This is a genomic window from Type-F symbiont of Plautia stali, assembly GCF_059731105.1.
Genome location: NZ_AP035910.1, coordinates 123,851 through 147,320, shown reverse-complemented (window position 1 = coordinate 147,320; position 23,470 = coordinate 123,851). Strand labels below are relative to the sequence as shown.

General features: G+C 52.5%; 24 protein-coding genes. 10 read left to right on the top strand and 14 right to left on the bottom strand.

The window, feature by feature from the left end; translation table 11 throughout:
* Window positions 1-91: 91 nt before the first annotated feature.
* From AC6I7A_RS20160 to AC6I7A_RS20125, 8 genes are all read right to left on the bottom strand, one after another.
* Window positions 92-784: an amino acid ABC transporter permease gene (locus AC6I7A_RS20160; RefSeq protein ID WP_058957117.1), complete on the bottom strand. Its 693-nt coding sequence runs from the start codon at window positions 782-784 to the stop codon at window positions 92-94.
* A gap of 16 nt (window positions 785-800) precedes the next feature.
* Window positions 801-1,505 (bottom strand): amino acid ABC transporter permease, encoded by a 705-nt coding sequence (locus AC6I7A_RS20155; protein WP_058957116.1) that lies wholly within the window; start codon window positions 1,503-1,505, stop codon window positions 801-803.
* 64 nt (window positions 1,506-1,569) lie between these two features.
* A complete protein-coding gene (locus AC6I7A_RS20150) occupies window positions 1,570-2,385 on the bottom strand; it encodes a transporter substrate-binding domain-containing protein (RefSeq protein WP_058957115.1) in 816 nt (271 codons plus the stop codon).
* Window positions 2,386-2,405: 20 nt separating this feature from the next.
* Window positions 2,406-3,143, bottom strand: coding sequence for an amino acid ABC transporter ATP-binding protein (locus AC6I7A_RS20145; protein WP_009092882.1), 738 nt, complete (start codon window positions 3,141-3,143; stop codon window positions 2,406-2,408).
* 12 nt (window positions 3,144-3,155) lie between these two features.
* On the bottom strand, window positions 3,156-3,722 hold the full coding sequence (locus tag AC6I7A_RS20140) for a peroxidase-related enzyme (protein WP_046102724.1): 567 nt from the start codon (window positions 3,720-3,722) through the stop codon (window positions 3,156-3,158).
* Window positions 3,719-4,201 (bottom strand): CMD domain-containing protein, encoded by a 483-nt coding sequence (locus AC6I7A_RS20135; RefSeq protein WP_058957114.1) that lies wholly within the window; start codon window positions 4,199-4,201, stop codon window positions 3,719-3,721. The genes AC6I7A_RS20140 and AC6I7A_RS20135 overlap by 4 nt, the downstream gene beginning before the upstream one ends.
* Complete coding sequence (locus AC6I7A_RS20130; protein ID WP_058957113.1) at window positions 4,198-5,652, bottom strand: NAD(P)-binding domain-containing protein; 1,455 nt, start codon at window positions 5,650-5,652, stop codon at window positions 4,198-4,200. The genes AC6I7A_RS20135 and AC6I7A_RS20130 overlap by 4 nt, the downstream gene beginning before the upstream one ends.
* 347 nt (window positions 5,653-5,999) lie before the next feature.
* A complete protein-coding gene (locus tag AC6I7A_RS20125; RefSeq protein WP_058957111.1) occupies window positions 6,000-6,959 on the bottom strand; it encodes a LysR family transcriptional regulator in 960 nt (319 codons plus the stop codon).
* A gap of 246 nt (window positions 6,960-7,205) precedes the next feature.
* Here AC6I7A_RS20125 and AC6I7A_RS20120 point away from each other — a divergent pair, with 246 nt between their 5' ends.
* Window positions 7,206-7,913, top strand: coding sequence for an aspartate/glutamate racemase family protein (locus AC6I7A_RS20120; protein ID WP_082668179.1), 708 nt, complete (start codon window positions 7,206-7,208; stop codon window positions 7,911-7,913).
* Window positions 7,914-8,761: 848 nt separating this feature from the next.
* On the opposite strand, the gene AC6I7A_RS20115 is transcribed toward AC6I7A_RS20120, so the two are convergent.
* Window positions 8,762-9,250: a MarR family winged helix-turn-helix transcriptional regulator gene (locus AC6I7A_RS20115; protein ID WP_058957110.1), complete on the bottom strand. Its 489-nt coding sequence runs from the start codon at window positions 9,248-9,250 to the stop codon at window positions 8,762-8,764.
* A 238-nt stretch (window positions 9,251-9,488) separates the two neighbouring features.
* Between AC6I7A_RS20115 and AC6I7A_RS20110 the strand changes: the two genes are divergently transcribed.
* A complete protein-coding gene (locus AC6I7A_RS20110; RefSeq protein ID WP_058957109.1) occupies window positions 9,489-11,033 on the top strand; it encodes a methyl-accepting chemotaxis protein in 1,545 nt (514 codons plus the stop codon).
* Window positions 11,034-11,269: 236 nt separating this feature from the next.
* On the opposite strand, the gene AC6I7A_RS20105 is transcribed toward AC6I7A_RS20110, so the two are convergent.
* Window positions 11,270-12,748 (bottom strand): SulP family inorganic anion transporter, encoded by a 1,479-nt coding sequence (locus AC6I7A_RS20105; RefSeq protein ID WP_058957108.1) that lies wholly within the window; start codon window positions 12,746-12,748, stop codon window positions 11,270-11,272.
* Between the two features lie 525 nt (window positions 12,749-13,273).
* On the opposite strand from AC6I7A_RS20105, the gene AC6I7A_RS20100 reads away from it, so the two are divergent.
* The gene (locus AC6I7A_RS20100; RefSeq protein WP_064484505.1) at window positions 13,274-14,554 is read left to right on the top strand and encodes a DUF2254 domain-containing protein; all 1,281 of its coding nucleotides are present in this window, start codon (window positions 13,274-13,276) and stop codon (window positions 14,552-14,554) included.
* Window positions 14,555-14,728: 174 nt separating this feature from the next.
* On the opposite strand, the gene AC6I7A_RS20095 is transcribed toward AC6I7A_RS20100, so the two are convergent.
* Window positions 14,729-14,908 (bottom strand): con-10 family general stress protein, encoded by a 180-nt coding sequence (locus AC6I7A_RS20095; protein WP_058957106.1) that lies wholly within the window; start codon window positions 14,906-14,908, stop codon window positions 14,729-14,731.
* Between the two features lie 44 nt (window positions 14,909-14,952).
* On the opposite strand from AC6I7A_RS20095, the gene AC6I7A_RS20090 reads away from it, so the two are divergent.
* From AC6I7A_RS20090 to AC6I7A_RS20065, 6 genes are all read left to right on the top strand, one after another.
* The gene (locus tag AC6I7A_RS20090) at window positions 14,953-15,165 is read left to right on the top strand and encodes a hypothetical protein (protein ID WP_153009186.1); all 213 of its coding nucleotides are present in this window, start codon (window positions 14,953-14,955) and stop codon (window positions 15,163-15,165) included.
* Between the two features lie 872 nt (window positions 15,166-16,037).
* Window positions 16,038-16,406, top strand: coding sequence for a hypothetical protein (locus AC6I7A_RS20085; protein ID WP_195910800.1), 369 nt, complete (start codon window positions 16,038-16,040; stop codon window positions 16,404-16,406).
* A 64-nt stretch (window positions 16,407-16,470) separates the two neighbouring features.
* Window positions 16,471-16,764, top strand: a complete 294-nt coding sequence (locus tag AC6I7A_RS20080; protein ID WP_071987830.1) for a hypothetical protein — start codon at window positions 16,471-16,473, stop codon at window positions 16,762-16,764.
* Window positions 16,765-16,896: 132 nt separating this feature from the next.
* Window positions 16,897-17,229, top strand: a complete 333-nt coding sequence (locus AC6I7A_RS20075; protein WP_058957104.1) for a hypothetical protein — start codon at window positions 16,897-16,899, stop codon at window positions 17,227-17,229.
* Window positions 17,230-17,365: 136 nt separating this feature from the next.
* The gene (locus tag AC6I7A_RS20070; RefSeq protein ID WP_181161946.1) at window positions 17,366-17,593 is read left to right on the top strand and encodes a hypothetical protein; all 228 of its coding nucleotides are present in this window, start codon (window positions 17,366-17,368) and stop codon (window positions 17,591-17,593) included.
* Between the two features lie 360 nt (window positions 17,594-17,953).
* Window positions 17,954-18,850, top strand: coding sequence for a hypothetical protein (locus AC6I7A_RS20065; RefSeq protein WP_058957103.1), 897 nt, complete (start codon window positions 17,954-17,956; stop codon window positions 18,848-18,850).
* Between the two features lie 208 nt (window positions 18,851-19,058).
* Here AC6I7A_RS20065 and AC6I7A_RS20060 read toward each other — a convergent pair whose 3' ends face one another.
* Together AC6I7A_RS20060 and AC6I7A_RS20055 are read right to left on the bottom strand one after the other, a co-directional pair.
* Window positions 19,059-21,116, bottom strand: a complete 2,058-nt coding sequence (locus AC6I7A_RS20060) for a pyrroloquinoline quinone-dependent dehydrogenase (RefSeq protein WP_498004995.1) — start codon at window positions 21,114-21,116, stop codon at window positions 19,059-19,061.
* Between the two features lie 49 nt (window positions 21,117-21,165).
* Window positions 21,166-21,531 (bottom strand): hypothetical protein, encoded by a 366-nt coding sequence (locus tag AC6I7A_RS20055; protein WP_058957101.1) that lies wholly within the window; start codon window positions 21,529-21,531, stop codon window positions 21,166-21,168.
* Between the two features lie 356 nt (window positions 21,532-21,887).
* Between AC6I7A_RS20055 and AC6I7A_RS20050 the strand changes: the two genes are divergently transcribed.
* Complete coding sequence (locus AC6I7A_RS20050) at window positions 21,888-22,214, top strand: four-helix bundle copper-binding protein (protein WP_072215480.1); 327 nt, start codon at window positions 21,888-21,890, stop codon at window positions 22,212-22,214.
* 224 nt (window positions 22,215-22,438) lie between these two features.
* Here the strand turns inward: AC6I7A_RS20050 and AC6I7A_RS20045 are convergent, their stop codons facing one another.
* Entirely contained in the window at window positions 22,439-22,984 is a 546-nt protein-coding gene (locus AC6I7A_RS20045; protein ID WP_058957100.1) for an immunity 42 family protein, read from the bottom strand.
* Window positions 22,985-23,470: the final 486 nt, after the last annotated feature.

Genomic DNA, 23,470 nt, shown 5'->3' with positions numbered 1-23,470 from the left:
TTGATTAAAATCGGCGAACCCGCGTTTAACCAATTCTGGCCGCCCGGCATATGCCACACCGGGCGGCCCTTTCATGACAACGCAATAATCATCAGGTGCGCACGCGCAGTGCGGCCTCGATCCTGTCGGCAATTTTTGTGACCACATAGGCAATCACCATGTAGAACGCTGCCGCAATCAGGAAGGCTTCGAGATAGTAGAAGTTCAGGGCTGCCGTTAACTGGGCCTGAGCAAAAATATCCACCACTTCGATGGCAAACGCCAGCGACAGGGCTTTCATGATCACCATAAAGGCATTCGCCAGGTCGGGGATTGCCGCCACGATGATCTGTGGAAACATCACCCGACGGAACAGCTGTCCGCCGCTGTAGCCGAGCGATAAGGCGGCATCCGACTGACCGCTGTCGAACGAATTCAGCGCGCCTTTCCACACTTCAGCCTGGAACGCCGCTACGCAGGCACTCAGCGCCACAATGATGATGACCCAGTTCGGCAGCGAGTGAGCATTGACCGCTATTCCGGACAGCGTGGCGACAAAGTGCAGCGCCGGGGGCAGACCGTAGTAGGCGAGGAAAATCACCACCACCATCGGCACACCTTTGAAGGCAATTTTGTAGGCGATGACCAGCTGCCGCAGCACCGGGATGCGCTGATACTCAATAAAGGCAAACAGTCCGCCCAGCAGCGTCGAACAGATGAATATCGTCACTGCCATCAGCAGCGTTACCGGCACCGCATCCAGAATGCTCCAGAAGTCCGGCAGTAACACCTCAGCATCAAACATAGTTTTTCTCCCCTGCTCAGACGCTGGTGGTGAACTTCACGCGCGGTGCAGACTTAGCGCTGTACTTCGCATGACGTTGTTCGAAGAAGCGGATAACCAGCCACGCCACACCGCACAGCAGTGAATAGAGCACGGCCAGCACCAGATAGGTGCCGAACTGATACTGGTTGTAATCGCGTTCCATAATCAGGTGCGCGGTTGCCATCACATCAGCTGCACCGATGTACATCACCAGCGCCACATTATGAATCAGATAGATAATGGCATTGCCGTAGCCCGGCAGCGCAAAGTGCACCGCCTGTGGGCCGATGACACGCAGCATTTTCTGACGGAAGCTGTAGCCCAGGCTGTCGGTGGCATCGTGCTGACCACGCTCAACCGCAAGATAGGCCGGGCGCATCACTTCCGACAGGTAACCTCCGTGATAGAGGCTCAGGCCGATCATCGCCGCCACGTTGGCGGTGAAAAAGTCGCGAAAACCGAAGTTATCGGTAATCAGTGGCATGCCGTAGAAGGCAACAAACAGCTGCAGCACCACGGGCACGCTGCGCGCGTAGGAGACATAGAGATCGGCCAGCTGGCTGATCACGTGAAGACGGCGCACGCGGAAAAACGTGGCGATAAGCGCCAGAAAGAACCCGATAATCATCGCCACAAACATGATGCCGAGCGTCAGAGGCAGCGCCGACAGCAGTTCTGGGATCATGGAGGATAGATTCACGGTGAAACACTCCTGCTAAAAAGGACAGCCTGCGCCCGATCTGACACCGGGCGCAGTGAATCTGTTACTTCATGTACTTCGTCACGTCTTCGCCAAACCACTTCTGCGCCAGCTTATCCAGCGTGCCATCCGCTTTCAGCGCCTTCAACGATTGAGCGATGTCATCACTCAGCGCCTGATTCTCAGCGGAGCGGTGGATCAGCACATAGGTGTTGTTAATCACCACCGGCTCACTGGCTTTGATCGCCAGCTTCTGGTTGTCGATGACCGTCTGCTCACCCAGATTTGACGGCAGGATCAGCGCGTCATATTTCCCGTTCTGCACCTCTTTCAGGCGATCCGGGTAAGGCACACCCGCGCTGGACGCTTTGATGGTGATTTTGTCGTTCGGGTTATCCTGCTGCCACTGGGTGACAAACTTATAGACGCCGCCGCCTGCGGTCACCGGCACGATATTCTTACCGACCAGATCTTTCATGCCGTTGATGTTGCTGTCGCTGCGACTGTAGATCTTCATCAGGCTGGCACCGATCGGTGCATCCGGGATCAGGAACTGTTTGCTGCGGGCAGGCGCTTTATAATATCCGCCCGTCGCCATGTCATATTTGCCGGTCACCAGGCCGGTTTCCTGGGCGATATCCGCCGCGCCTTCCATCACAAATTTATACTGTGGCAGTTTCGCGTTGATCGCTCTCAGCACGTCCGGCTCGTAGCCCTGTGGCTCATGGCCGATTGCGCCCCATGACAGGGGTTTGGACTCTGCTGCGGTAGCGATCTTAATGGTGCGAACGGCATCCGCAAAGCTGTTACCGCTGATCAGGGCCAGTGCGATGATGCCAGGCGCGGCCAGGCGACGTAATGTGGTTTTGATTGCAGGCATGTCTCTGACTCCTGTGTTTATTAGAATACTTTTTCTGAGTTGAGGAACTGGGCAAGGCGCGGCAGCGTGGGGTTATCAAACATCTCTGCTGGCGTCCCCTGCGCAGCCACCACACCCTGATCCATAAACACGATGCGGTTTGAAATGCTCTTCGCAAACTGCATTTCATGCGTCACCAGCAGCGAGGTAATGCCGGATGACGCCACATCTTTGATCACTTTAAGCACTTCCCCCACCAGCTCGGGATCGAGCGATGAGGTCGGTTCATCAAACAGCATCACGTCGGGACGGACTGCCAGCGCCCGGGCGATACCGGTACGCTGTAACTGCCCGCCAGACAGCTGTGACGGATAGTGATGGTGCTTCGCCCCCAGGCCTACGCGCTCCAGCTCCTGCACGGCGATGTCGCGCGCCTGCTGTCGGGTTTTACGCTGGATGACGATCAGCGGGTCCATCACGTTCTCCAGCACCGTCATGTTCTTGAAGACGTTAAACTGCTGAAACACCATGGCGGTACGCAAACGGATCGCCTGAATCGCCGCTTTGTCGGGTGACTGATAATCCATGCGGATCTGATCGAGCTGAATCGTCCCCGCGGAGGGCTTCGCCAGATAGTTGATGCAGCGCAGCAGCGTGGTTTTCCCGGTGCCGCTTGGCCCAATGATCGACACCACATCGCCACGTTTGACCGACAGGTCGACGCCTTTAAGAATCGGGTTGCTGCCGTAAGCGAGCGTAATATTGTTGAGTTCTAACATCCGGTGCAGCCCTTATTTGTTCAGGTCAGCATGGCCGAGCACATGCATCAGACGGTTGGCCCAGCCAAAGATGGCGATGGCGTGGATGAGATCGATGATCTCCTGATCGTTCATGCCGACAGCGCGCAGAGCGGCCACATCGTCCGGCGTCGCCTCAGAGGGCGTGACCGATAAACGACGGGCAAAGTGATAGATCGCCGCGTCGCGTTCACCTAATACATCGGCCCTGTCGAAGTAGACCGCACTGACCACCGCGTCATTCCCGGCCAGCTGGGCATGACGGCGCGCATGCACCACCGCACAATAGCGACAACCGTTGACGATGGATGCACCGAGCGCGCCCAGTTCACGATCCGCGCGGTCCAGTCCCCCTTCAACATACATAATGGCGTTGAACAGGCCGGTGCGGGCGGTGTAACTTTCGGGATCGTGCACCAGCGTGCGCACGTACTCTGAGATTTTCTTGTTGGAGGGCGTCACCTTCATCGCATCAAGCTGCGCCGGAGTCGCCTGTTCAACCTCGACCGGCGTGATATAGGGATGCCAGTGCAGTGGTTTGAGGTTAACTGACGGAATCATGCGGACCTCATCAGGCGTAAGCCAGCCACGACGCGCGTCTGGAAGTTAACAAAGGCGATCAGTTCCGAGAGCGCGACGATTTGCGGATTACTTAACCCGGCCTGCTCAAGCAGCCGGATATGCTGTTCGGTCGCCTGAATGGGTTGCTGCGTCACCAGATCGGCATGGCGCACAATCGTTGCCAGCGGCTCTTCATTCACCCCACCGCCCGCGGCCAGGGTCAGCAGCACGTCAGACGGGTTTAACACCGCCAGCTGAGCCTGGTAATCCCGTTGCAGCGCGGCATCGTCGTTCTGGTGTGCCATGCGCTGGGCCAGCGCCAGACGCAGGTCCGCCGGTAAACCCTGTTCATCTTCGGGTGCCAGCACGGACAGACGGCACGCTTCTGCACCCTCAACAAATTCGGGGCGCAGGCGGCGCGTCTGATACAACGCCTCATCGGGTGTTAATCCGGCTGCCTGATCAATAACGTCGATCACAACGCGTTCTCCTGTTTTAGTTGCGGGGTTGAATCCACCCATTCATCGCCCTGCAATTCAGGGGTGTCATAAGCCTGTAAACTGGCGAAGTGCTGTTCGACATCCTCGGCAAACAGCGAGGCCGTTATGCCGCGCACCAGACGATCGGCCCCCGCACTCACGGCCGGGATATCGCCGGAGACTTTGCCGTGCGTCAGCATCGCGGCATCGTTAAAGCAGTGGATGTGTGCCAGCATCGGGCAGGCCCCCGGCGTCACTTCGCGAAACTCAAAGGAAGGCCCCAGATCCGGCGCGTCCAGCAGGTTCTGACGTGCTGGCCCCATCTCTGGCTGATAGCGGCCGTCGGCCCAGCTGCGGATATGCGGCGCGATGGCAGCAAACTCCGGCCGGCCGTGGAAATCGTTGGTGAAGCCGGTGGCAGCAATCAGGAAGTCGTAGCGCAGTGCGCCCTGGGTGGTTTCAATCACCAGGCCCTCTGCTTCCTGCCTGACGGCGTTAATGGCACAGTCGAGAAAGAAACGCGCATTATCATGACGGGAAACGCGCAGGGTTGACGCGCGCGGCGGCGGCGTTTGTGTCGCGGCGGTGTAGTCGACAAACTTCCATTTCCACGCATCCGGCAGAGAGTGCATGCCGTGTATCACCCCCTGGCTGCCGATGCCGGTCATCTTGTTGATACGCGGCATCGCCTTGCGCCGGATCAGCAGATCGACCGCTGCGGCACCCTGCTCCAGTGCGGTGGCGGCGTTATCCATCGACGACGCGCCTGCACCAATCACCGCCACGCGTTTGCCCTGTAACGCCGCAAAATCGATATCATCGGCGGAGTGTGCCCATAACCGGCGATCAATACCCTGCAGGAAATCCGGAACGGCAAACCCGCCCAGTCCTGAACGTCCGGTAGCCAGCACCAGACGGCGTGTGTAAACACGGCCGGTTTCGGCGCCGTCCAGATCCAGCGCAATGACATCTCCGGCCTGTGCGATAGTGCAGACCCGCACGTTGTTCTGCACCGGCAGATTCAGCACCCTGCGATACCAGATCAGATAATCCATCCACTGCGCTTTAGGAATTTTATCCAGCGCCTGCCAGGCTTCCTTGCCCCACTGCGCCGTAAACCATGCGCGGAAGGTCAGCGGCGCAAGACCCAGTGCCGGGCCCTGCAGCGTTTTCGGCGAGCGCAGGGTTTCCATGCGTGCAAAGGTCACCCAGGGGCCTTCCCGCCCTGCCGGTGCGGCGTCATACGCCACCACATTGCTGATGCCGGTGAGCTGTAATTTAGCGAGCGCAGCCAGACCGCACATACCGGCACCGATGACCACAACATCGCGAACCGGCGCCCCCTGCCAGGTGCGCTCCGGCACCCAGGATTTGGCGGGCAGTTCCAGACATTCCAGATCCTGCTGCAGCTGAGCTTCAAGCGCGGCAAGGCCTTTGGCGGCATACGTCATATAAAGATTTCCCTGGTGTCAGCGTTCGCCGGATAGCGGGCGAAAACGATTAAAACGCGCCGATGACCCTGCTTTTTTATTATCTTAAAAACACATAGTAAGCGGATAAGAATCATCATAACGCATAGTAAGAACTCAGTTTTCGCATATTCCTCTTGCCCCAAATCGGAGTCAAGAAGCACGCTCACCCATTGACCAATGGATTTCTTATATCTTATGCCGCATAAGTTATAAGTATTGAAATTACAGGGATTATTCAGAAGCCTGCGCCCGGCTAACCCTGACGGGTATCTGTTAATTTTGGCAGGACGAGAGGTCACCCTGCCGGGTGACCGGGAGAGGCGGTGTTAATTCTGGTTGATAATGCGCATGATGCGGGGATGTTCACTGGCTGTCAGACGTTCAAACCCCGGCAACAGGTGTGCAGCGGCATCGGCCAGGGCTTCCACCAGCGCCTGAGCCGCACTGGAAATCTGGCGGCCCTGCGGGGTGATGACGCCAAAGAAGTAAGGAATATCTTCCTGAATCGGGCGGATTGCCACACCGGCCAGCGGCATCCCCCAGCCCGTTACCGGTTCGAGGATCGCCACACCTAATCCAGCCCGCACGCAGCCCAGGATATTGGCCGAGGAGTTGGTTTCAATGGTTTCCAGCAGCGGGGCTCTGACCTTTTTCAGCGCTTTTTCATAGCGTCCGCGTAAGCGCTGCGGGCTGAAGGGAGCGATCAGCCGGCGGCCTGCCAGCTGGCTCAGCGAAAGCTCCCGGTTCGCCGCCAGCTCATCCTCTTCCGGCAGGGCCACGACGCACTGAGACCGTCCAATCCAGTGCAGCTCAACCGCGTGATGTTCCAGCGGCAGACTGCATAAACCGATGTCAGCCTCTGCGGTGATCACCGCGTGCGCCGTCTGGACGGCAGATTCACTGATGATCTGGACTTTGTTCTGCAGGTTCAGTGCGGCCAGCGCCTGCGGCAGTAATCCCGCCGCCAGCGCAGGGGTCGCGGCAATACTAAGCGGGCGATGCTGCTGATGCGCAATCTCCTGGGCGCGTAAGCGGATCTGCTGCAAAGAGAGCAGTGCTTTTTGCACATACTGATGCAGCTGTAACGCCTCTTCAGAGGGATGAATGCGTGGGCCGTTGCGGATAAACAGGGGGTAGCCCAGCGACTGCTCCAGCTCCTGAATCAGACGGGAAACAGCGGGCTGCGAGCGGTTCAGTGCTTTGGCTGCCGCCGTGACGCTGCCCGCAGAAATTACCGCCGAGAAGGCCTCCAGCTGACGCAGATCGAGGTCATTTAACATGGTCATCGCGAAGATACTTCCCTGAGTCGTTGATCGTTCCCGACAGAGAGTCGGAAAAAAGTCATCATAGAGAGAGTGTGCCGAATTAGCCACCACGAGCAATCTGCGCGGCAGCGCAGTCCGTCATCCACCATCACCCTGCTGTGTGTTAACGCTGGTAAAGAGATAACGGAAATGTCACCCTTCAATGATGCTGATTACTCAAAAAGGTCCGGGGATCCGGAAAGAGGATTAAGGAAAGGAGACGCTGGCGTGACGGTTTCTATAGGTGTACTTGCAGGTATGGGACCCCGTTCTACGGCCCCGTTCATTGATATGCTGGTGACAGAGTGCCAGCTGGGCTATGGTGCAAAATATGATCTGGATTTTCCTAAAATGCATATCATTTCTTTGCCGACCCCATTCTGGCCCGGCAGAGACATTGACGATCACGCTATGGTTACCGCCCTGCAGGAGGGCATTGCCGACCTCGTTAAGGCCAGAGTCAGCCTGATAGCCGTTCCCTGTAATCTTGCGCACTGCTATTTCGCCGAAATGAAAAAGGCATGTGGTGATATTCCCCTTCTTCATATTGCAGAGAGTGCCCTGGCGTCGCTACCCGCAGAAGCCAGCAGAATCGCAGTACTGGCGACAGAACCTACCCTCGAAGCCGGTTTCTATCAGGCACGCATAAAAGCGTCTGGCCGCGAGATGATTGATTCACAGCGGCTTCGTGAAATGACCACAGCTTTAATCGGGCAAGTGAAAGCAAAAGGCTTCCACGATGCTGAGGTGCAGGCAGGATGGAAGGCGTTAGTCGCTGAAGTGGAAAGGCTTGAGGCAGAGGCCCTTCTGATTGCCTGTACCGATCTCAGCCCCCTGATAAAGGATCACTCTTACCGCTTTACCATTGCCGATACTGCAGCAACGCTGTCCAGGGCAACTATCCAGACATTCCGGCTGCTAAGTGGTTACAGGTAAAGAAAGACCCTTTGTATCTGTCAGACGGATATCATCTTTTCGCGCAAAGCGGACTCCATAACACAGCAACATCTTTTTTTGCGACTGGCAAACAATATCAGGGGACGGAGCGCCAGCAAGGCACGACTGCGGCGATTTTCGTCGCCTGAGAGGTTTGTTAACATCTGTCCACCCGCCCTGGTGAAGGCGCAAAATATAGTGAAGAAAAAGTTCTGTAAAAATCATTCTTTGACGTCTCAGCAGCTCTTTGTGGCCAGTAAGATTCGTCCATTTTACCCATCCCGCCCTGGTGTTGGCGTAATACTCACTCTGTAAGAATTATTTATTTAATCAATAAAATCATAACTTTAATATAAGTAAAATATAGTCGAAAATGATTCTACCTGGCAGAAGGCTCTAATCACGCTCCGCTTAATCTTTATAGCGCAGAATTAAATTTAGCGCCAACAATTTATAAACCCTTTACTATTGCTGGATGGGATTATCCCTTTAAGCACCTGATAGCCAGTGAAATGATAAAGCTAAAAAACTTTTTTCAACCTCCAGCATGTAAGCGTATGTAAGCCGCTGTCTAAGAGACAGGCCCCGCAGAGCAGCAGCGTCTGTGTGCAACAAGTCATGCGTGCACTTGCAGCGCGTGCTCTGAAAGAGACATGATGAAAAGCAGGGATCTCATTCTTTCACGGAGAGGACTGGATCGATGAAAACGCTGAAAGGCGATGTCTGGGGTGATCTGGCTACGTGCAGAAAGGCGGGTTGACTGAACGCGGGAGTAAGGGGGTACACATAAGAATGGAGTCCTGCCAGCGTACGCTGCCAGACACCTCCTGCTTACCCCAGCACCTCCATTATCGTCCTGTTTTTTCAGAAAGAGCAGCCAGCAACTGTTTACGCAGAACAGCCATATCCTCTCTCATTGCTGACAGTTTTTCGTACGGGAGACCTATTGCCGATACCACTTCATGTGGAACAATGATGGCCTGATTTTTCAGCGCAGACCCTGCTGACGTCAGCGATACAATCACCTTCCTCTCATCTTCAGCCGCATTCCGGCTTCGTACAATAAAACCAGACTGCTCCAGCCGTTTGAGCAGATGACTGAGCGTACCTGAATCCAGCTGCACTCGGCTGGAAATCTCTTTAACGGTCAGCCCATCAGTTTCCCACAAAACCAGCATGACCAGATACTGAGGATAAGTCAGCCCGAGTGCTTTAAGGTGTGGCTGATAAAGTCGTGTCATGGCAAGTGAAGCGGCGTAAATCTCAAAGCAGAGTTGTTTATCAAGTAAAACAGATGGTTGTAATTCACCTGAGCTTTTCTCTGTCGATGGTTGCATTCAGACTACCTGCTGTGAAATGTTGATTGATCTACCCGTTTCTTCGGGACCGGTTATTCCCGGCACGGGGGTACCCTGTCAGCATGGCCCGTGAACACATGCAGAACGGTTGAAAACTTATCGGATGTTATTACATTGCTGAAATTCAGTTGCGTCAAATTTAATTTGACACAACCATACAGCCATTTCTCACCCTGCCGATAGAAATAAATAATTACACTATCATCAGGAAAATATTATGAAGGTTTCAACACGTCTTGCCACTGGATTTGGTCTGCTTGTTATCCTTTTGGTCATTTGCGCGGGCGTGGCATTACACGCACTGACGCAGGCCCAGAACGGCATGAATGATGCCGTTAACAATAAAATGAAACGCTTTTCTCTCGCGCTTGATATGCGGGGTGACATACGCGATATGGCAATAGCGGCACGTAACCTTGCGCTGCTGAGCGATCCCAAAGAAATGCAGCCAGAATGGGAAAGGCTGATAGCCCAACAGAAAAAATACAGGCAGGAAAGAGCGTTACTGGTGGAAAGCATGACTCACAGTGTCAGTGCGCGTGGCAAAGACATATTGCAGGAGGTGGTGGCGTCAGAGAATACAGCCCTGAATGCACTCATGACTGCGGGCAAACTCGGACTGGAAAACCGCCAGCAGGAAACCATTACGTACCTGTTGCAAACGGCCCGGCCAGCACAACGCAAGCTGCTTAACCTGCTCACCCAGCTGACAGACATCCAGAAGCAGCAAACCCTGGAAACGGTTAATGATACGGGTGCGACCGTTTCACGGGCCAGAAATACGCTGATCGTTCTCGTTCTGCTTTCTGTGCTGACAGCAGTGACCGGATGCTATGTTGTCAGCAGAAGTCTGATGCGTCAGCTGGGCGGAGAACCGGTTCAGGCGCAGGAACTGGCTGCAACAATTGCAGCCGGAGATCTGACGACAAAGGTGACATTACGCCGCAACGATACAACCAGTCTGCTTGCCTCGCTTGATACTATGCAGGCCAATCTTCGCGCACTCGTCTCACAGATTAAAGATTCATCAGCGTCAGTTGCACTGGCTGCTGATGAAATTTCGCAGGGCAATACCGAACTCTCTTCCCGAACCGAGCAGCAGGCCGCCGCTCTGCAGGAAACAGCAGCAAGTATGGAGCAGCTGACTGCTACAGTAAAAAGCAACACTGCCGGTGCCCAGCAGACGGCAGAGTCTGCACGTGAAACGGCACAGCTTGCCCGCGCGGGTGAAACCGACGTTCAGCGCATGTCTGAAACCATGCACGAGATTTCTGTGAGCGCAACGAAAGTTCGCGACATCACCTCTGTCATTGAAAGCATTGCTTTCCAGACGAATATTCTGGCGCTCAACGCTGCGGTTGAAGCGGCACGCGCGGGAGAGGACGGTCGTGGCTTTGCTGTTGTCGCCGGTGAGGTCAGAACGCTTGCGCAGCGAAGCGCAACGGCCGCGCGTGACATCAAAACCCTGATTGAACAGGCTGTAACTCAGGTAGAGAGTGGCGTAGAAGTTGCCTCAGGAACAGGTCAGAATATCCTCAAAATCGTGGGCATGGTGAGTGAGCTTGCTGAAGCCATGGACAATATCTCTCTTGCTTCATCCGAACAGATGCAGGGGATTTCCCAGGTCAGCATTGCTGTCAGTCAGATGGATGGCGTCACACAAAACAACGCCGCGCTGGTAGAAGAGTCCTCTTCCGCCTCGCAGTCACTCTCAGAGCAGGCCCATGCTTTGCGAGTCGTAGTGGAGACCTTCAAAGTCTGAATCGCCGCGAATCTGACAGACCAGAAACTGCGCCGTTGAATCAGAAGCTGCACAGTCTGAGGCCTGTCTCATTACGATATTCCGGGACGTGACGCCTGTACACGCGTTGAACTCTTGTTGGAGAATCAGGTTAAGGGTTCTATGCGCGCAATGCCGTGGTGATCGCCACGGCATTCTGCTTTTAAGTGATGACACGGCTGGAAGCCGATCCTGTATCACCATAAATCATCAATGAATTAGTGGCCGCTCATCAGCTTCTTTACCTCTTCAGGTTTGTCATGCACGCCGAACCGGTCAACCAGCGTCCGGGTCGCGTCGTTCATTCCCCTGATGTCGACATCGGTGCCCTCACGGCGAAACTTAATCACAATGCGGTCCAGCGCATTGACTGCGGTGATATCCCAGAAATGGGCGTGCGTCACGTCGATCACCACACGATCCAGCTTCTCGCGAAAATCGAAATAGCGGGTAAACCGGTCAGCTGAGGCAAAGAAGAGTTGTCCGCTCACGGTATAGGTGCGGGAATTGCCCTCCACGGCAGAGGAAACGGCCATAAAGTGGGCCACCTTAGTGGCAAAGTTCAGTGATGCAATCAGTACCCCGGTCAGCACGCCAAAGGCCAGATTATGGGTGGCGACCACCACGGCCACGGTCGCCAGCATCACGACGCTGCTTGAAAGCGGGTGGGTGCGCAGGTTCGCAAGGGATTGCCATGAAAAGGTGCCGATGGAAACCATAATCATCACCGCAACCAGCGCCGCCATAGGTATCTGCGACACCCAGTCGCGCAGGAACACCACCATCAACAGCAGCACCACGCCCGCCGTAAGCGTGGAAAGCCGTCCCCGCCCACCCGATTTAACATTGATTACCGACTGGCCAATCATGGCGCAGCCCGCCATCCCGCCAATAAACGAAGTGCAGATATTAGCAATACCCTGTGCCTTGCACTCGCGGTTCTTGTCACTCGCTGTGTCGGTCATGTCATCCACAATCGTGGCGGTCATCATGGATTCCAGAAGCCCTACCACAGCAAGCCCCGCCGAGTACGGCAGAATGATCAGCAGGGTCTCAAGGTTAAGCGGGATATCCGGAATGAGAAACACCGGCAGGCTGTCAGGCAGTTTACCCATATCGCCCACCGTGCGAACGTCCAGGTGCAGCCAGACAGAGATAGCGGTCAGCACGATGATGCAGACCAGGGGGGAAGGAATCGTTTTATTCAGGTACGGGAAGAGATAAATAATGCCGAGTCCGGCAGCCGTGAGCGCATAGACGTGCCAGGTGACATGCGTCAGCTCCGGTAACTGCGCCATAAATATCAGTATCGCCAGAGCGTTCACAAAGCCGGTCACCACTGAGCGCGACACGTAGCGCATCAGGCTGCCGAGCTTGAGGTATCCGGCTATCAGCTGGAACACGCCGGTCAGCACAGAGGCCGCAAGCAGATATTGCAGTCCGTGGTCTTTAACCAGCGTGACCATCAGCAGTGCCATTGCACCGGTTGAGGAGGAGATCATCGCCGGGCGGCCACCAAAGAAGGCCATGACGATGGGAATACAGAAGGCGGAATAGAGGCCGACCTGGGGATCGACACCAGCAATGATGGAAAAAGCGATCGCTTCCGGAATAAGCGCGAGCGCGACAACAATACCGGCAAGGACGTCACCACGGACGTTACCCAGCCAGTCCTTACGCGTCGAGGACAGCAGCATAATAATTTCTCAGATTTTGAATAAAGTCAGCCCGCAGGGGCAATAATTTTCAGATACGAAAAGATCCATCCGCAGACGGGATGTTCAGGGGCGCGCAGCTGAGCAGGCTCAGTGCGACAGAGGAGGGGTAAGACTCAGGGTGGCGTAAGACGCATGATTTTGGGTTCTCCTTTACGGCTACGAAGTGCCTTCAGGACGGAAGTCATCCCGCGCAATGCTGTGCTGAACGCGGGCCGTGATATCTGATCAGAGCGAAAAGCTGACCAGACAGACCCGTTACTATAAACGAATGCCATGACAGATCAATCCCGCTTGCAACAGGTCAGCACCTTTCCGCGCAGGGCGCCCGGGTGTCAATGCGTTAATCCGTGGCTATTCTTACCTTGCAACCAGCCAGCTCTGTAAGCGAAGGCGTCTGGCCGGTCCGAGGGTCAGAAAAGAGAGGCGACAGAGTGGTTTCATAAGGACAGCGGACGAAGGCCTGATGCCAAGCCGCGACGATAAACTGATTAAAAAGGTGACATGATGTCTAAAACACGGTGGCTTATTCTCCGGCTGACCCGGCAACTCTGGTTTCGCAGTTCATTATTCGCGCTGCTGGCTATCATCACTGCACTTGTCGCTATCGCCATTAAACCCTTTATTCCGGTTTCGGTATCAGGGATTGTAGGCAGTGACGCAGTCGATAAGATCCTGACGATACTCGCCTCAAGTATGCTGGCCGTCACCACCTTCTCGCTCAATATCGTGGTTACGGCCTATAACTCTGCCAGCAGCAGCGTGACGCCACGCGCTACGGTGCTGCTGCTTGAAGATGGCACAACGCAGAATGTGCTGGCGACCTTTATTGGCTCCTTTCTTTACAGTCTGGTGGGCATCATCGCCCTTGGCATGGGCGCCTATGGCACCCAGGGGCGGGTGATTCTCTTTTTTGTCACCCTGGTGGTCATTGCCACGATTGTCGTAACGCTGCTGCGCTGGATACAGCATCTGGCCCAGTTTGGCTGCATGTCTGACACATCACATCGCGTCGAAGAAGCCACCACGGCAGCCCTCCACGATCGCCTCCGGCAACCCTGTATGGGCTGCTCTGCCTGGAACGGTGTTCTGCCTGAGAGTAGTGCCGTGCAGAGCATCTTTCATCCGCAGACCGGCTATCTGCAACATGTTGACCTGCAACATCTTTCCGACTTCGCTCAGGAGAACGACTGTCACCTTTATCTTGCCGCTCAGCCGGGCAGTTTTATTCATCATGGCGCCCCGCTGCTCTGGTGCGATCGTCAACTGGAGGAGGATGATATGCAGAGAGTGTGCCATGCCTTCACCCTGGGTGAGCAGCGTTCCTTTGAACAGGATCCCCGCTTTGGGCTGTGTGTCCTGTCCGAAATCGCCTCACGCGCGCTATCTCCGGCGGTTAACGATCCGGGCACTGCGATCGATATTATCGGCCGGGCGGTCAGGTTGTTCACCCTGCCCGCCTCTGCAGACTCTGCCACTACGCACTACCCGCGGCTCTTTATGCAGCCCGCGCAAATATGCGACATGTTTGACGATATTTTCACCGGGATTGCGCGCGATGGTGCCGCACTGGTCGAAGTTCAGTTGCGCCTGCAGAAAGCGCTGCACTCGCTGGCGGTGATTTCACCTCAACGTTATGCCGCAGAGGCCCAGCACCATGCCCTGCTTGCGCTGACGCGTGCCAGTCACGCGATGCATTGTGAGGCAGATAAAGAGGCAGTTAAACGTGCTTATGGCTGGCACTATTTAAACGGGACGGGAATAAGTGAAGAAGAGAGCCTGATATAAAGCAATATCGGCTGGCAGAGAAAGGATTTAATTAAAGTTGCCAGTAACACTGCGGCAGCGGTTATTTATTGACAATGGATCTCGTAAATTAATCCTCATCTCTCAATGTATTAAAAAAGGAAGCCCCGGCAGGAATGCCGGGGCCTGAGGCTAAATCAGCATTAACATCTCTGATTATTCAGACTTACGTCCGCCCCCGTGGCTATTCTGGCCACCTTTTTTTCCCGCTTCTGAAGCTTTTTCACGGTCATTGGCGAAGTTACCGCCACTGTTATGCCCGCCTTTTTTACCCGCTTCAGATGCTTTCTCAGGGTTTTCTGCAAAATTACCTGAACCACCACGATGTTCGGCCATATTATCCTCCTGGATAACTTTTCTAAAATTAGATGGTAACCGGCATGATAAATATTGCCAGCCGTATTCGTGTTGCACTTTTTATTCTAGAGGGGGCAAGCATGTTTGCAAGCGGACCCGGTAAAACTCTGCGGGGAAAAAGCATAAGCGAGACGCACGCCAGGCGAAATAAGCCAGACGACAGGGATGAAAATTTTAAAATTAAAACAAATTCTTATGACACTGAGTTGAAATTTATATTTTCCGCGCCGCGTTAATAAAATATTACCTTTGTTAAAATTTATAAAAACAGAGCACTGTGACGCTGTGCTGAAGCATGCTTGTTCAATCGAAAAGAGTTCAGGTGGGTTCTGACTCACTCATGCTGCAGAAAGAGTGGCAGATAAGCGTAACCGGGTCTGTAAAAGCCCGTATGATTTTACTCAGTTCCAGGTTCTGAAAAACACCAGGTGCAGTTTGTTAGCAGCCTGATGGATCTGCAGCGCGGCTTGGGGCGCCTGGCCATCCGCCGGAAACACACCTTAAGGATTCAGCCCTTTCAGTGGCTATCTCACAATAATTTACGCTGGCAAACAGTCTGTTTTAGTCAGAATCAGCAGGCGTTTTGACTCCTTTCTGATGTGCGATCCGCTTAACCCAGCTCCTCTGGATTCGTAGTGTGTCTTCAGCGCGCCTGTTGAAGAGCCCTCCAGCCTCGCCGTGCCAGTTTGTCCTGAATGCAACAGATCTGCTCTTAAACAGTTTCTGCATTAATCATTAAATAATCAGAATTAAAGAGGTTACAACCTTCTGAAATGCAATTTTTTCATTACCTATCCCATTTTTCAGATAAACATAAAATTAATGCTTAATAAAAATGTAATACGTTTCAGCCTGTAAAAGCTGTTACCGTGAACTGTATATCACTTTCAGAGCTGGCCTGACAAAACAGCACCCGCCAGAAAGATACATTAAAGATCTAACAAACCTACCTGCTACTTTACACACAACAGTTAATCACCAGACACTTCTTATTACATCTGCATCCCTTCTCTTTTCATGCTTTTTTTAATTTACTTCAGGCAACCCCACGGCGGGGTTATCAGCAACGTGTTTTTTACTCATGTATTTCTTACTTTAAGGATGGACTATGAGACTCAATAAAATCACTTTTGCGTTAGGAGTTTTGCTAATTATGTCATCCCGGCTATCAGTCGCAGCGCTGTTGGACAGTGAGGCTATTAAATCCGACTCTGCGAAGCCCTATGTGTTAATCGGCGATGCGAATGGCGCTGCAGGTGCTGCAGGAGGTAATGGGGGGAATGGTGGGAATGATAATTCACCGGGAGCGCCAGGCGGGGATGGCGGCAATGGCGGTAATGGTGGTAATGCCGATAGTGGGAATGGCAGCAGCAATGGTAATGACAGTGGAGATAATAACGGTACCGGTAATGGTGAAGGAAGCGATAATGGCGGCGGAGAGGGCGGAGGAGATAATGGTGGTGATGGTGGTTCATAACAGGCTGCTTTAATTTTAATACGCGGCGAATGATTTCTTCGCGTTTAATTTATGGAGATATAAAATGAAAGTTCGCTCATTAACCATCAATATAGTTATCCTTTCAACTATTTTAGTCAGTGCTTTGAATGCTCAGGCCTCAAACAGGCATCATCATAAACATAATGACTGCTCATATCTGAATGGGAAAGATGGCGGCACGACGAAAAGCGGTGACGCTAATGGTGAGAATGGCAGGCAAGGTGTGTCGGGAACCCCATGTATCAATGGCGGCAATGGCGGTAATGGCGGTAACACGCCTGATGGAAACGCAAATGGCGGAAACGGTGCGCCCGGAGCTAATGGAGCTAATGGATGAATAACAAAATAAATACATTTTTTTCGTTAAGCCTGTTTAGCGTAGTAATTCTCAACTCAATGACCAATGCCTGGGCAAACAAGGAGAAAAAAATTGTAATACCGGCTTCTCATTTGTTTCATCTGACAGCTGATGGCGGCAATGGTGGTGATGGCGGAAGTGGCTCAGCCGGGGGCAATGGCGGGAATGGTGGAAATGGCGGGAGTGGGCCTGATGGTGGCAATGGGGGCAACGGCGGGAATGGTGGAAATGGTAATAGTGCTGATTCACCCGGCGGGAACGGAGGTGACGGTGGTGATGGGGGCAACAGTGGTAACAACGGGCACGGAGGTGAAGGCGCGGCCGGGGGAAATGGCGCTGATGGTGGAGATGGAGGTGATGGGGGCAGTAATAATTCACCTGGCGGAAATGGCGGTGACGGTGGAGATGGCGGGGATGGGGGGAACACTTAATCAGATAATGTAACAAGTTCATTTAAGGAGAGTCTGAATGCAATATTTTAGTTTGCGCGTCTTTTTAAAGTCATCAGTCATAATAACTCTCATAACACTTCGGGTATTAATTTTTTGCACACCTTCTATTCTGTTACCGGCATTAACTTTTGCCATTAGCTTTAATGCTACCGCAGACGATGGAGATGGAGGTGATGGAGGTGATGGCTCCGGCAATGGTGACGGCGGTAACGGCGGAAATGCCGGAGCCGGGTCTGATGGAAACGGAGGTAATGGGGGAAGTGGTGGCGAAGATGGAGGTAACGGTGGAAATGGCGGTAATGGTGATGGTTCAGGTAACGGTGGAAATGGAGGTGATGCGGGCCCCGGGGGGTTAGGTGGTCAGGGTGGTCAGGGTGGTACCAATGGAGGTCACGATGGTTCTCCGGGGATGAGCGGTGCCAGAGCGTCTAAGTAGACAGACTTTTCGTAATGAATCTCTTTCAGTCAGGTTGATGTAATTAAGGTATCAAAACCTGATATCGCTCTGGCTGAACGTCTGACTTTTCACAAGGTCCGCTTTGTACCAGAAGCGGCCTCTTTGCTTAAATCTGTAACGAACAGAGCATTTGCTTTTTTGACTGGAGACCTTAAATGAATCATTTCATCTAAAGTTGTATGTCGCTCTGTCGTTACTTTAAAAAACCATCGATATTTATCACGGACTGAGTGTTGTTCAGGATGGAGAGGCATTGGCAATGAACATCAATACGTTAAACAATATTTACAGGCAGAATCCATCTGTATCAGTTAAAATCCCTGAAAGCTCCAGCCTCTACCCTGCCAGCGAGAGCAACGCTACAGTCGTGCAGCCTGTCTCGTCAGGCCAGTCTACGATAAGTGGACGAGGACTGATGATGTCTCGTCTTTTTGGTAAGGTAAGCACCTTACCTGAAATGCAGACTCAGCTTACCAAAAATAGCCAGGGGATGGATGCCTCTGTTTTTCTGACGAAGAGCGATTTGGGCGCACTTTCACATCTCTATGAACAGGCACAAGCACAGGGAAATGACTTACGATATGTTGATGATATAGCACGCGATTTAGGTAATTACCGTAAGTTCGGAAGCGTGTCAGGTAGTTATAATACAGGGAATAGTTACGATACGACTGGTCGGGTTCAGACGGTATCATTCACAGATAAAGATGCTGCAACAGCATCCCGTATTCTGAATGGTGATAACCTTGCAAACTCTGGCCTCGACCCTGCTTTTATCAGATATGAACTCGACCCTGGGTATTCTTTCAGTCATACCGCGAGTTTTGACTATCTGGAATCCATCATGAACACTACCGTTTCTGATGCGACATCGAAAAACCAATTCATGGCATCTCCGTTCACAACTTATGTAAGTCAGGGACAGAATAACTACATAATAAAAACGGCCAGCGAAGCCACGCTGAAAATTGAAGAACCTGATGTCATCAGCAAAGATGGTGTATTTACTGTCACCGAAGCCGGCAAGAAGCATGGATTCAGATTAGAAGGCAATGATGTCATACAGGATAAAAACACAGGCATAAATGACACTCAGTATGGAAAGCGCTGGGACAAAACGTTAATGGACTACTTTCTGAACCTGAAGAATACATAAGATATTAATCCTGAAAATTCAGAAGCCAGAACTGTTTGATCTGCTTAGTCAGTAACTTTTATCAATAACGCCTTTCAGTTCTATCTGCAGTCGACGGCTCTCAGACTGGGCATGAGATTGCTTTTAGGAGAATGATCGTTTGGTCAGAATCACAAAGAAAATGGGGCCTCAGGGCCCCATACATTCTTCACGGAATCTTCAGCAACCGCTATTCAGGTAAAGCGTAAACCACCACCTGGTCGCCCACCTGATCCTTGAGGATGGTATTACCGCCGGCGACAAACGCCACGTACTGACGGCCTTTATACTCATAGACCGAGGGATTGGCTACCGCGGGGGCTTCTGCCTGATCGGACCACAGCTCCTCGCCACTCTCCACGGAATAGGCGCGAACCTTAGCATCCATTGACGCACCAATAAATATCACGCCGCCCGCAGTGACTGCCGGGCCGCCGATGGTCGGTGAGCCCCAGCTTTCTGGCATAAAGAAGCCATACTGCTGAGATGCGCCAACAGGACGACGCCATTTGACGTCACCGGTGTGCATATCAATCGCCACGATTTCACCAAAGGGTGGCTGCCAGCACGGCATGCCCAGCCAGTTATTGGCAACCATGAGACGCATGCCATAAGGCGCGCCTTCCTGTGGTGCAAAACCACTCTCATTGCCCGCGCCATTATCCGCTTTTTCATAATCTTCGCGGCTGTAGAGCTTCACGTACTGCACGATATGGGAGGTATTAACGATCGCGATCTGCTTTTGAGGATCGAACGCGACGCCGCCCCACTGCACGCCACCCGCACTGTCCGGATACGTCAGTGTGCCTTCGCCTTTGGTGACAGGCGGCGTGTACATGCCTTCGTAGGTCAGCTTATCCCACAGCCTTGAACACTGACCCGCCCCCACCATATCCGCCAGTTTCCAGATCGCTGGCTTTTTCGACTGGTCAAGCAGCGGTGCAGGTTTCGTCGGGAATGGCTGCGTGGGTGAAAGAACTTCACCCTGAACCGAGCCATCACCCTGCGGCACAGGTCGCTCTTCAATCGGCCAGACATCCTCACCGGTCAGCCGATTCACCACAAACAAAAAGCCCTGCTTGGTTGCCTGAATCAGTGCCGGGATCGGTTTGCCATTGACCGTGATATCCATCAGTGTCGGCGCCGAGTTGATATCGTAGTCCCACACATCGTGGTGCACCCACTGACGGGACCAGACGACTTTACCGGTGTTCACATCCAGTGCGGTGGTTGAGGTAGCCAGTGGGATAGGTGCAGTGCGGTTACCTCCCCAGTAGTTGGGAGACGGCGATGAGACCGGCAGATACACCAGTCCATGCGCCTCATCAGCTGACATATGTGTCCAGACGTTAGCCGTACCGGTACGTTTGCGGACCGCTTCCGGAATAGCGTCAAACGTCCATTCGCGTTTGCCGGTCTGCGCATTCACGGCGAAAACCGTGCCCGGAGGCGCTTCAGCATAGGCCCAGTCCTTGCCCGCCCAGCCAATCAGCAGGTGGTTACCGACAACCGTTGGCGGCTGCAGAACTGAAAGCGGGTATTTGGCGTTAATTGTGTTCCACTGATTCAGATCGAGAACGCCATTATCAGCAAAGTCGCTGCATGGCTTTCCGGAATCGGCATCCAGCGCAAAGAGCTTGCCATCAACCGTTCCCATATAGACGATTTTCTGACACGCCTGTCCGGCGACGGGGGTTTTTGCCTGCCAGTAAGAGACGCCCCGGTTTTTCAGAACGGGCTGGGTCAGGGCTTTACGCGGGGATTTGGTGTCGTAGTGCCATTTCTCTTTGCCCGTACCGGGATCGAGGGCAATCAGGCGATCGAAAGGCGTACCGATATACAGGGTCTGATTGGCAAAAATAGGGGTGGCTGACCAGACGGTCGCGGGCGTGTCACCCTTGCCGTCCGAGACATCACCGGTATGAAATTCCCAGATCTTCTTTAACTGGCTGACGTTATCTGTATTGATCTGCTTCAGTGGGCTGTATTTCTGCGCGTTTAGCTGACCGTGGAAGCTGTCCCAGGTCGCACCCGATGGCACCAGCGAAGTCGGGGGATTGTCTGCCGTTGCGACCTTATCTCCATCACGCTTGCCGGTTGAGGCATCGTCTGTGGTGTTAGTGGTACCGGGAGATTGGTGATCAGCCGCATCCGGACTGACCTTCTCCCGCGCGCCCATAGAGGCCTCGGCAGCGTTATCCTGCGCATGGAGTGCCAGTGGGGTAAGCAGCAGCGCCAGCGCCGTCATGCCGACTTTCATTACCGGAGTCGTTTTATTGTTCTTCACGAAGATTTCCTCAGGCTTTAACGCGATGGTCAGGACGGGCGGGGTTTCTGCAGAGCGTAATCAGACCAATAAGGCCTGCAACCATCGCTGCCGTAATGATGTACTGATGCAGCAAGGCGGCGGCAAAAGCAGTACCGAATAACACGACCAGGATCAGAACAATTACCGTCACGCGTGCACCGCGACCGGATGCACTACGCAGAATAAATGTCAGTATCGCCAGAATGACGCTGGCGATAGCCACACCTAACGCGCCGATTGTACCGGTCACACCGGTCAGTGGCGTCAGCCACGCATACAAAGCCACCGCGAAACCGATCGCTGCCGCGATCAGCAGCAGTAAGCCGCCCAGACGTGAAGATTGAGGTTGCAACATAACAGGAAGTCCCATGGTGTTTGATTAGTCATTAAATATGGCGCACTGGCAGGTTTATGCGGCTGTTTTTCGCCGGAAAATGATAAAAAAGCCTGCCATCTTTAGCGGACTGAACACCTAACACATTCAAATCACAGGACAATGCGCAAGCTTCCTCAGGGAAGCAGCGCACTTCCTGCATGGAAGAAAAGAGAAATTCCGCAAGCCGGGTTGTATTGCGGGCACAAAGTACCCTGAACAGAAAAGCCGATTTTATGAAGCGTGTGAAACCTCAGAAAAGTTATTAACTCATTCCAGAATTGCATAATCAGTTATCTCATCCATGCTTGATCTGTAACCTTAGCTGAGGAGATATCATGTCAGACGAATTTAAAAAATGCATCGAAGCCTGTTACCTGTGCGCAACTGCGTGTGATAACTGCGCGGCTTCATGTCTCGAAGAAGAGAATCTTGAAATGATGCGCGAATGCATAAAACTGGATATGCAATGTGCAAATATCTGCCGTCTCGCAGCTCAGTTCATGACACTAAATAGCGACTCAGCACAGGCGCTCTGCCGTCTTTGCGCTGACGTTTGTCAGAAATGCGGCGATGAATGTGGAAAGCATGAACATGACCATTGTCAGGAGTGCTCCAGAGCTTGTCATCACTGTGCTGAACAATGCAGAAAGATGGCAGCCTGAGAATGAATTAAATTTGCCAAACCCGCTTCGGCGGGTTTTTTATTGCCAGTGGTAAGCTCGCTTTGTGCCAGAAGCAGACATTTGCCACATGGTTCAAGCCCATTGAGTGGGAGAAATTTTTACACATATGAGCTGAATACTGGACGTTATAAACGTCCATGTTGTAATCTTATCAGATGAGGGTAAAGTATTTTAGATACTGAACCCCTGCCCTTTGAACTTCATTAACTATTCAAACGTAATAAAGAAGCGGTGTATTCCCTAAAGCTTGAAATAATCTCATTAATTTCTTTTTTCTCCAGAATTATATCCTCTATAACAGGATGCTTAATGTCTTTCCAGATTCGCCTTTCGCCACAATCAACTAACTCAGACACTTTACCACCTAAGACCCTGACAGAATCTTTATTCGATACGGCAAAAAAACATGCTCCAGATTCTAAAATTATCGTGGGTGAAGCTTTGAACTTACAAATCCCATCAGGGTATTCATCATCTGGTGTCGAGTGTGGGTAGCTCATTTCATACAGAGATGCGAAGGCTTTATCTGTTGATGCATTGAATATTTCTTCATCGTATGGCATAGCTACAAGAGCATTTTCAGGATCGATAACATCATCGTAATCAACGAATAGTGTCGATGTGCGGATGTCATTGGGATACATATTCCCGTTTAAAAAGAAATAAAAGAATCCATTTTTTATAGAGTCGCCCCACTGCGGCACATGTTCAATCCAGATTGCAAAGCGATAGGGGTCACCGAAAAGCATAATATTCCTTATACAAATGGCTTGACGACTTAGTGAAGTTCAGAATGTAGCACATCAATGCTCTCAACAAGTAATGCTTCTTTGTATAGCAAAGCCTCGCTTCGTGCATTTGACGCATGAATGTTAGTATATCCCCGGCTTTTGACCCTGTCTTTGACAACTTTAGCCTGTAACTGAGTAGCAAGAGCATTATCTTGTGTAAAATAAATATAATATCGGATCAATTCTCATTGCCTGAGGCAGCGCAATCAGGAAAGATGTGAACACAATAATTATGATTTGCAATGCTGCATTGATAAGTAATTACTCTCTAAGCATCATGTCGTTAAAATATCATAGACAGTGCATAACTGAAAGTTTCTATATTTAAGTTTATTAGCGAGTTGTTAAGGCCTTCGCGGATCTTAACCTGCCGAAATTCCACTTTATGCCAGGAACGGACGTTGCTGAAATTATACTGCGTCAATAAACCGGAAGCCGGTTATT

What these genes read in the sequence shown, in the direction of transcription:
- AC6I7A_RS20160 (WP_058957117.1), bottom strand. Translation starts at nt 784, where the DNA reads ATGTTTGATGCTGAGGTGTTACTGCCGGACTTCTGGAGCATTCTGGAT.
- AC6I7A_RS20150 (WP_058957115.1), bottom strand. Translation starts at nt 2,385, where the DNA reads ATGCCTGCAATCAAAACCACATTACGTCGCCTGGCCGCGCCTGGCATC.
- AC6I7A_RS20145 (WP_009092882.1), bottom strand. Translation starts at nt 3,143, where the DNA reads ATGTTAGAACTCAACAATATTACGCTCGCTTACGGCAGCAACCCGATT.
- AC6I7A_RS20140 (WP_046102724.1), bottom strand. Translation starts at nt 3,722, where the DNA reads ATGATTCCGTCAGTTAACCTCAAACCACTGCACTGGCATCCCTATATC.
- AC6I7A_RS20130 (WP_058957113.1), bottom strand. Translation starts at nt 5,652, where the DNA reads ATGACGTATGCCGCCAAAGGCCTTGCCGCGCTTGAAGCTCAGCTGCAG.
- AC6I7A_RS20125 (WP_058957111.1), bottom strand. Translation starts at nt 6,959, where the DNA reads ATGACCATGTTAAATGACCTCGATCTGCGTCAGCTGGAGGCCTTCTCG.
- AC6I7A_RS20115 (WP_058957110.1), bottom strand. Translation starts at nt 9,250, where the DNA reads ATGCAACCATCGACAGAGAAAAGCTCAGGTGAATTACAACCATCTGTT.
- AC6I7A_RS20110 (WP_058957109.1), top strand. Translation starts at nt 9,489, where the DNA reads ATGAAGGTTTCAACACGTCTTGCCACTGGATTTGGTCTGCTTGTTATC.
- AC6I7A_RS20105 (WP_058957108.1), bottom strand. Translation starts at nt 12,748, where the DNA reads ATGCTGCTGTCCTCGACGCGTAAGGACTGGCTGGGTAACGTCCGTGGT.
- AC6I7A_RS20100 (WP_064484505.1), top strand. Translation starts at nt 13,274, where the DNA reads ATGTCTAAAACACGGTGGCTTATTCTCCGGCTGACCCGGCAACTCTGG.
- AC6I7A_RS20095 (WP_058957106.1), bottom strand. Translation starts at nt 14,908, where the DNA reads ATGGCCGAACATCGTGGTGGTTCAGGTAATTTTGCAGAAAACCCTGAG.
- AC6I7A_RS20090 (WP_153009186.1), top strand. Translation starts at nt 14,953, where the DNA reads ATGATAAATATTGCCAGCCGTATTCGTGTTGCACTTTTTATTCTAGAG.
- AC6I7A_RS20085 (WP_195910800.1), top strand. Translation starts at nt 16,038, where the DNA reads ATGAGACTCAATAAAATCACTTTTGCGTTAGGAGTTTTGCTAATTATG.
- AC6I7A_RS20080 (WP_071987830.1), top strand. Translation starts at nt 16,471, where the DNA reads ATGAAAGTTCGCTCATTAACCATCAATATAGTTATCCTTTCAACTATT.
- AC6I7A_RS20075 (WP_058957104.1), top strand. Translation starts at nt 16,897, where the DNA reads ATGGCGGCAATGGTGGTGATGGCGGAAGTGGCTCAGCCGGGGGCAATG.
- AC6I7A_RS20065 (WP_058957103.1), top strand. Translation starts at nt 17,954, where the DNA reads ATGAACATCAATACGTTAAACAATATTTACAGGCAGAATCCATCTGTA.
- AC6I7A_RS20060 (WP_498004995.1), bottom strand. Translation starts at nt 21,116, where the DNA reads ATGACGGCGCTGGCGCTGCTGCTTACCCCACTGGCACTCCATGCGCAG.
- AC6I7A_RS20055 (WP_058957101.1), bottom strand. Translation starts at nt 21,531, where the DNA reads ATGTTGCAACCTCAATCTTCACGTCTGGGCGGCTTACTGCTGCTGATC.
- AC6I7A_RS20050 (WP_072215480.1), top strand. Translation starts at nt 21,888, where the DNA reads ATGTCAGACGAATTTAAAAAATGCATCGAAGCCTGTTACCTGTGCGCA.
- AC6I7A_RS20045 (WP_058957100.1), bottom strand. Translation starts at nt 22,984, where the DNA reads ATGCTTTTCGGTGACCCCTATCGCTTTGCAATCTGGATTGAACATGTG.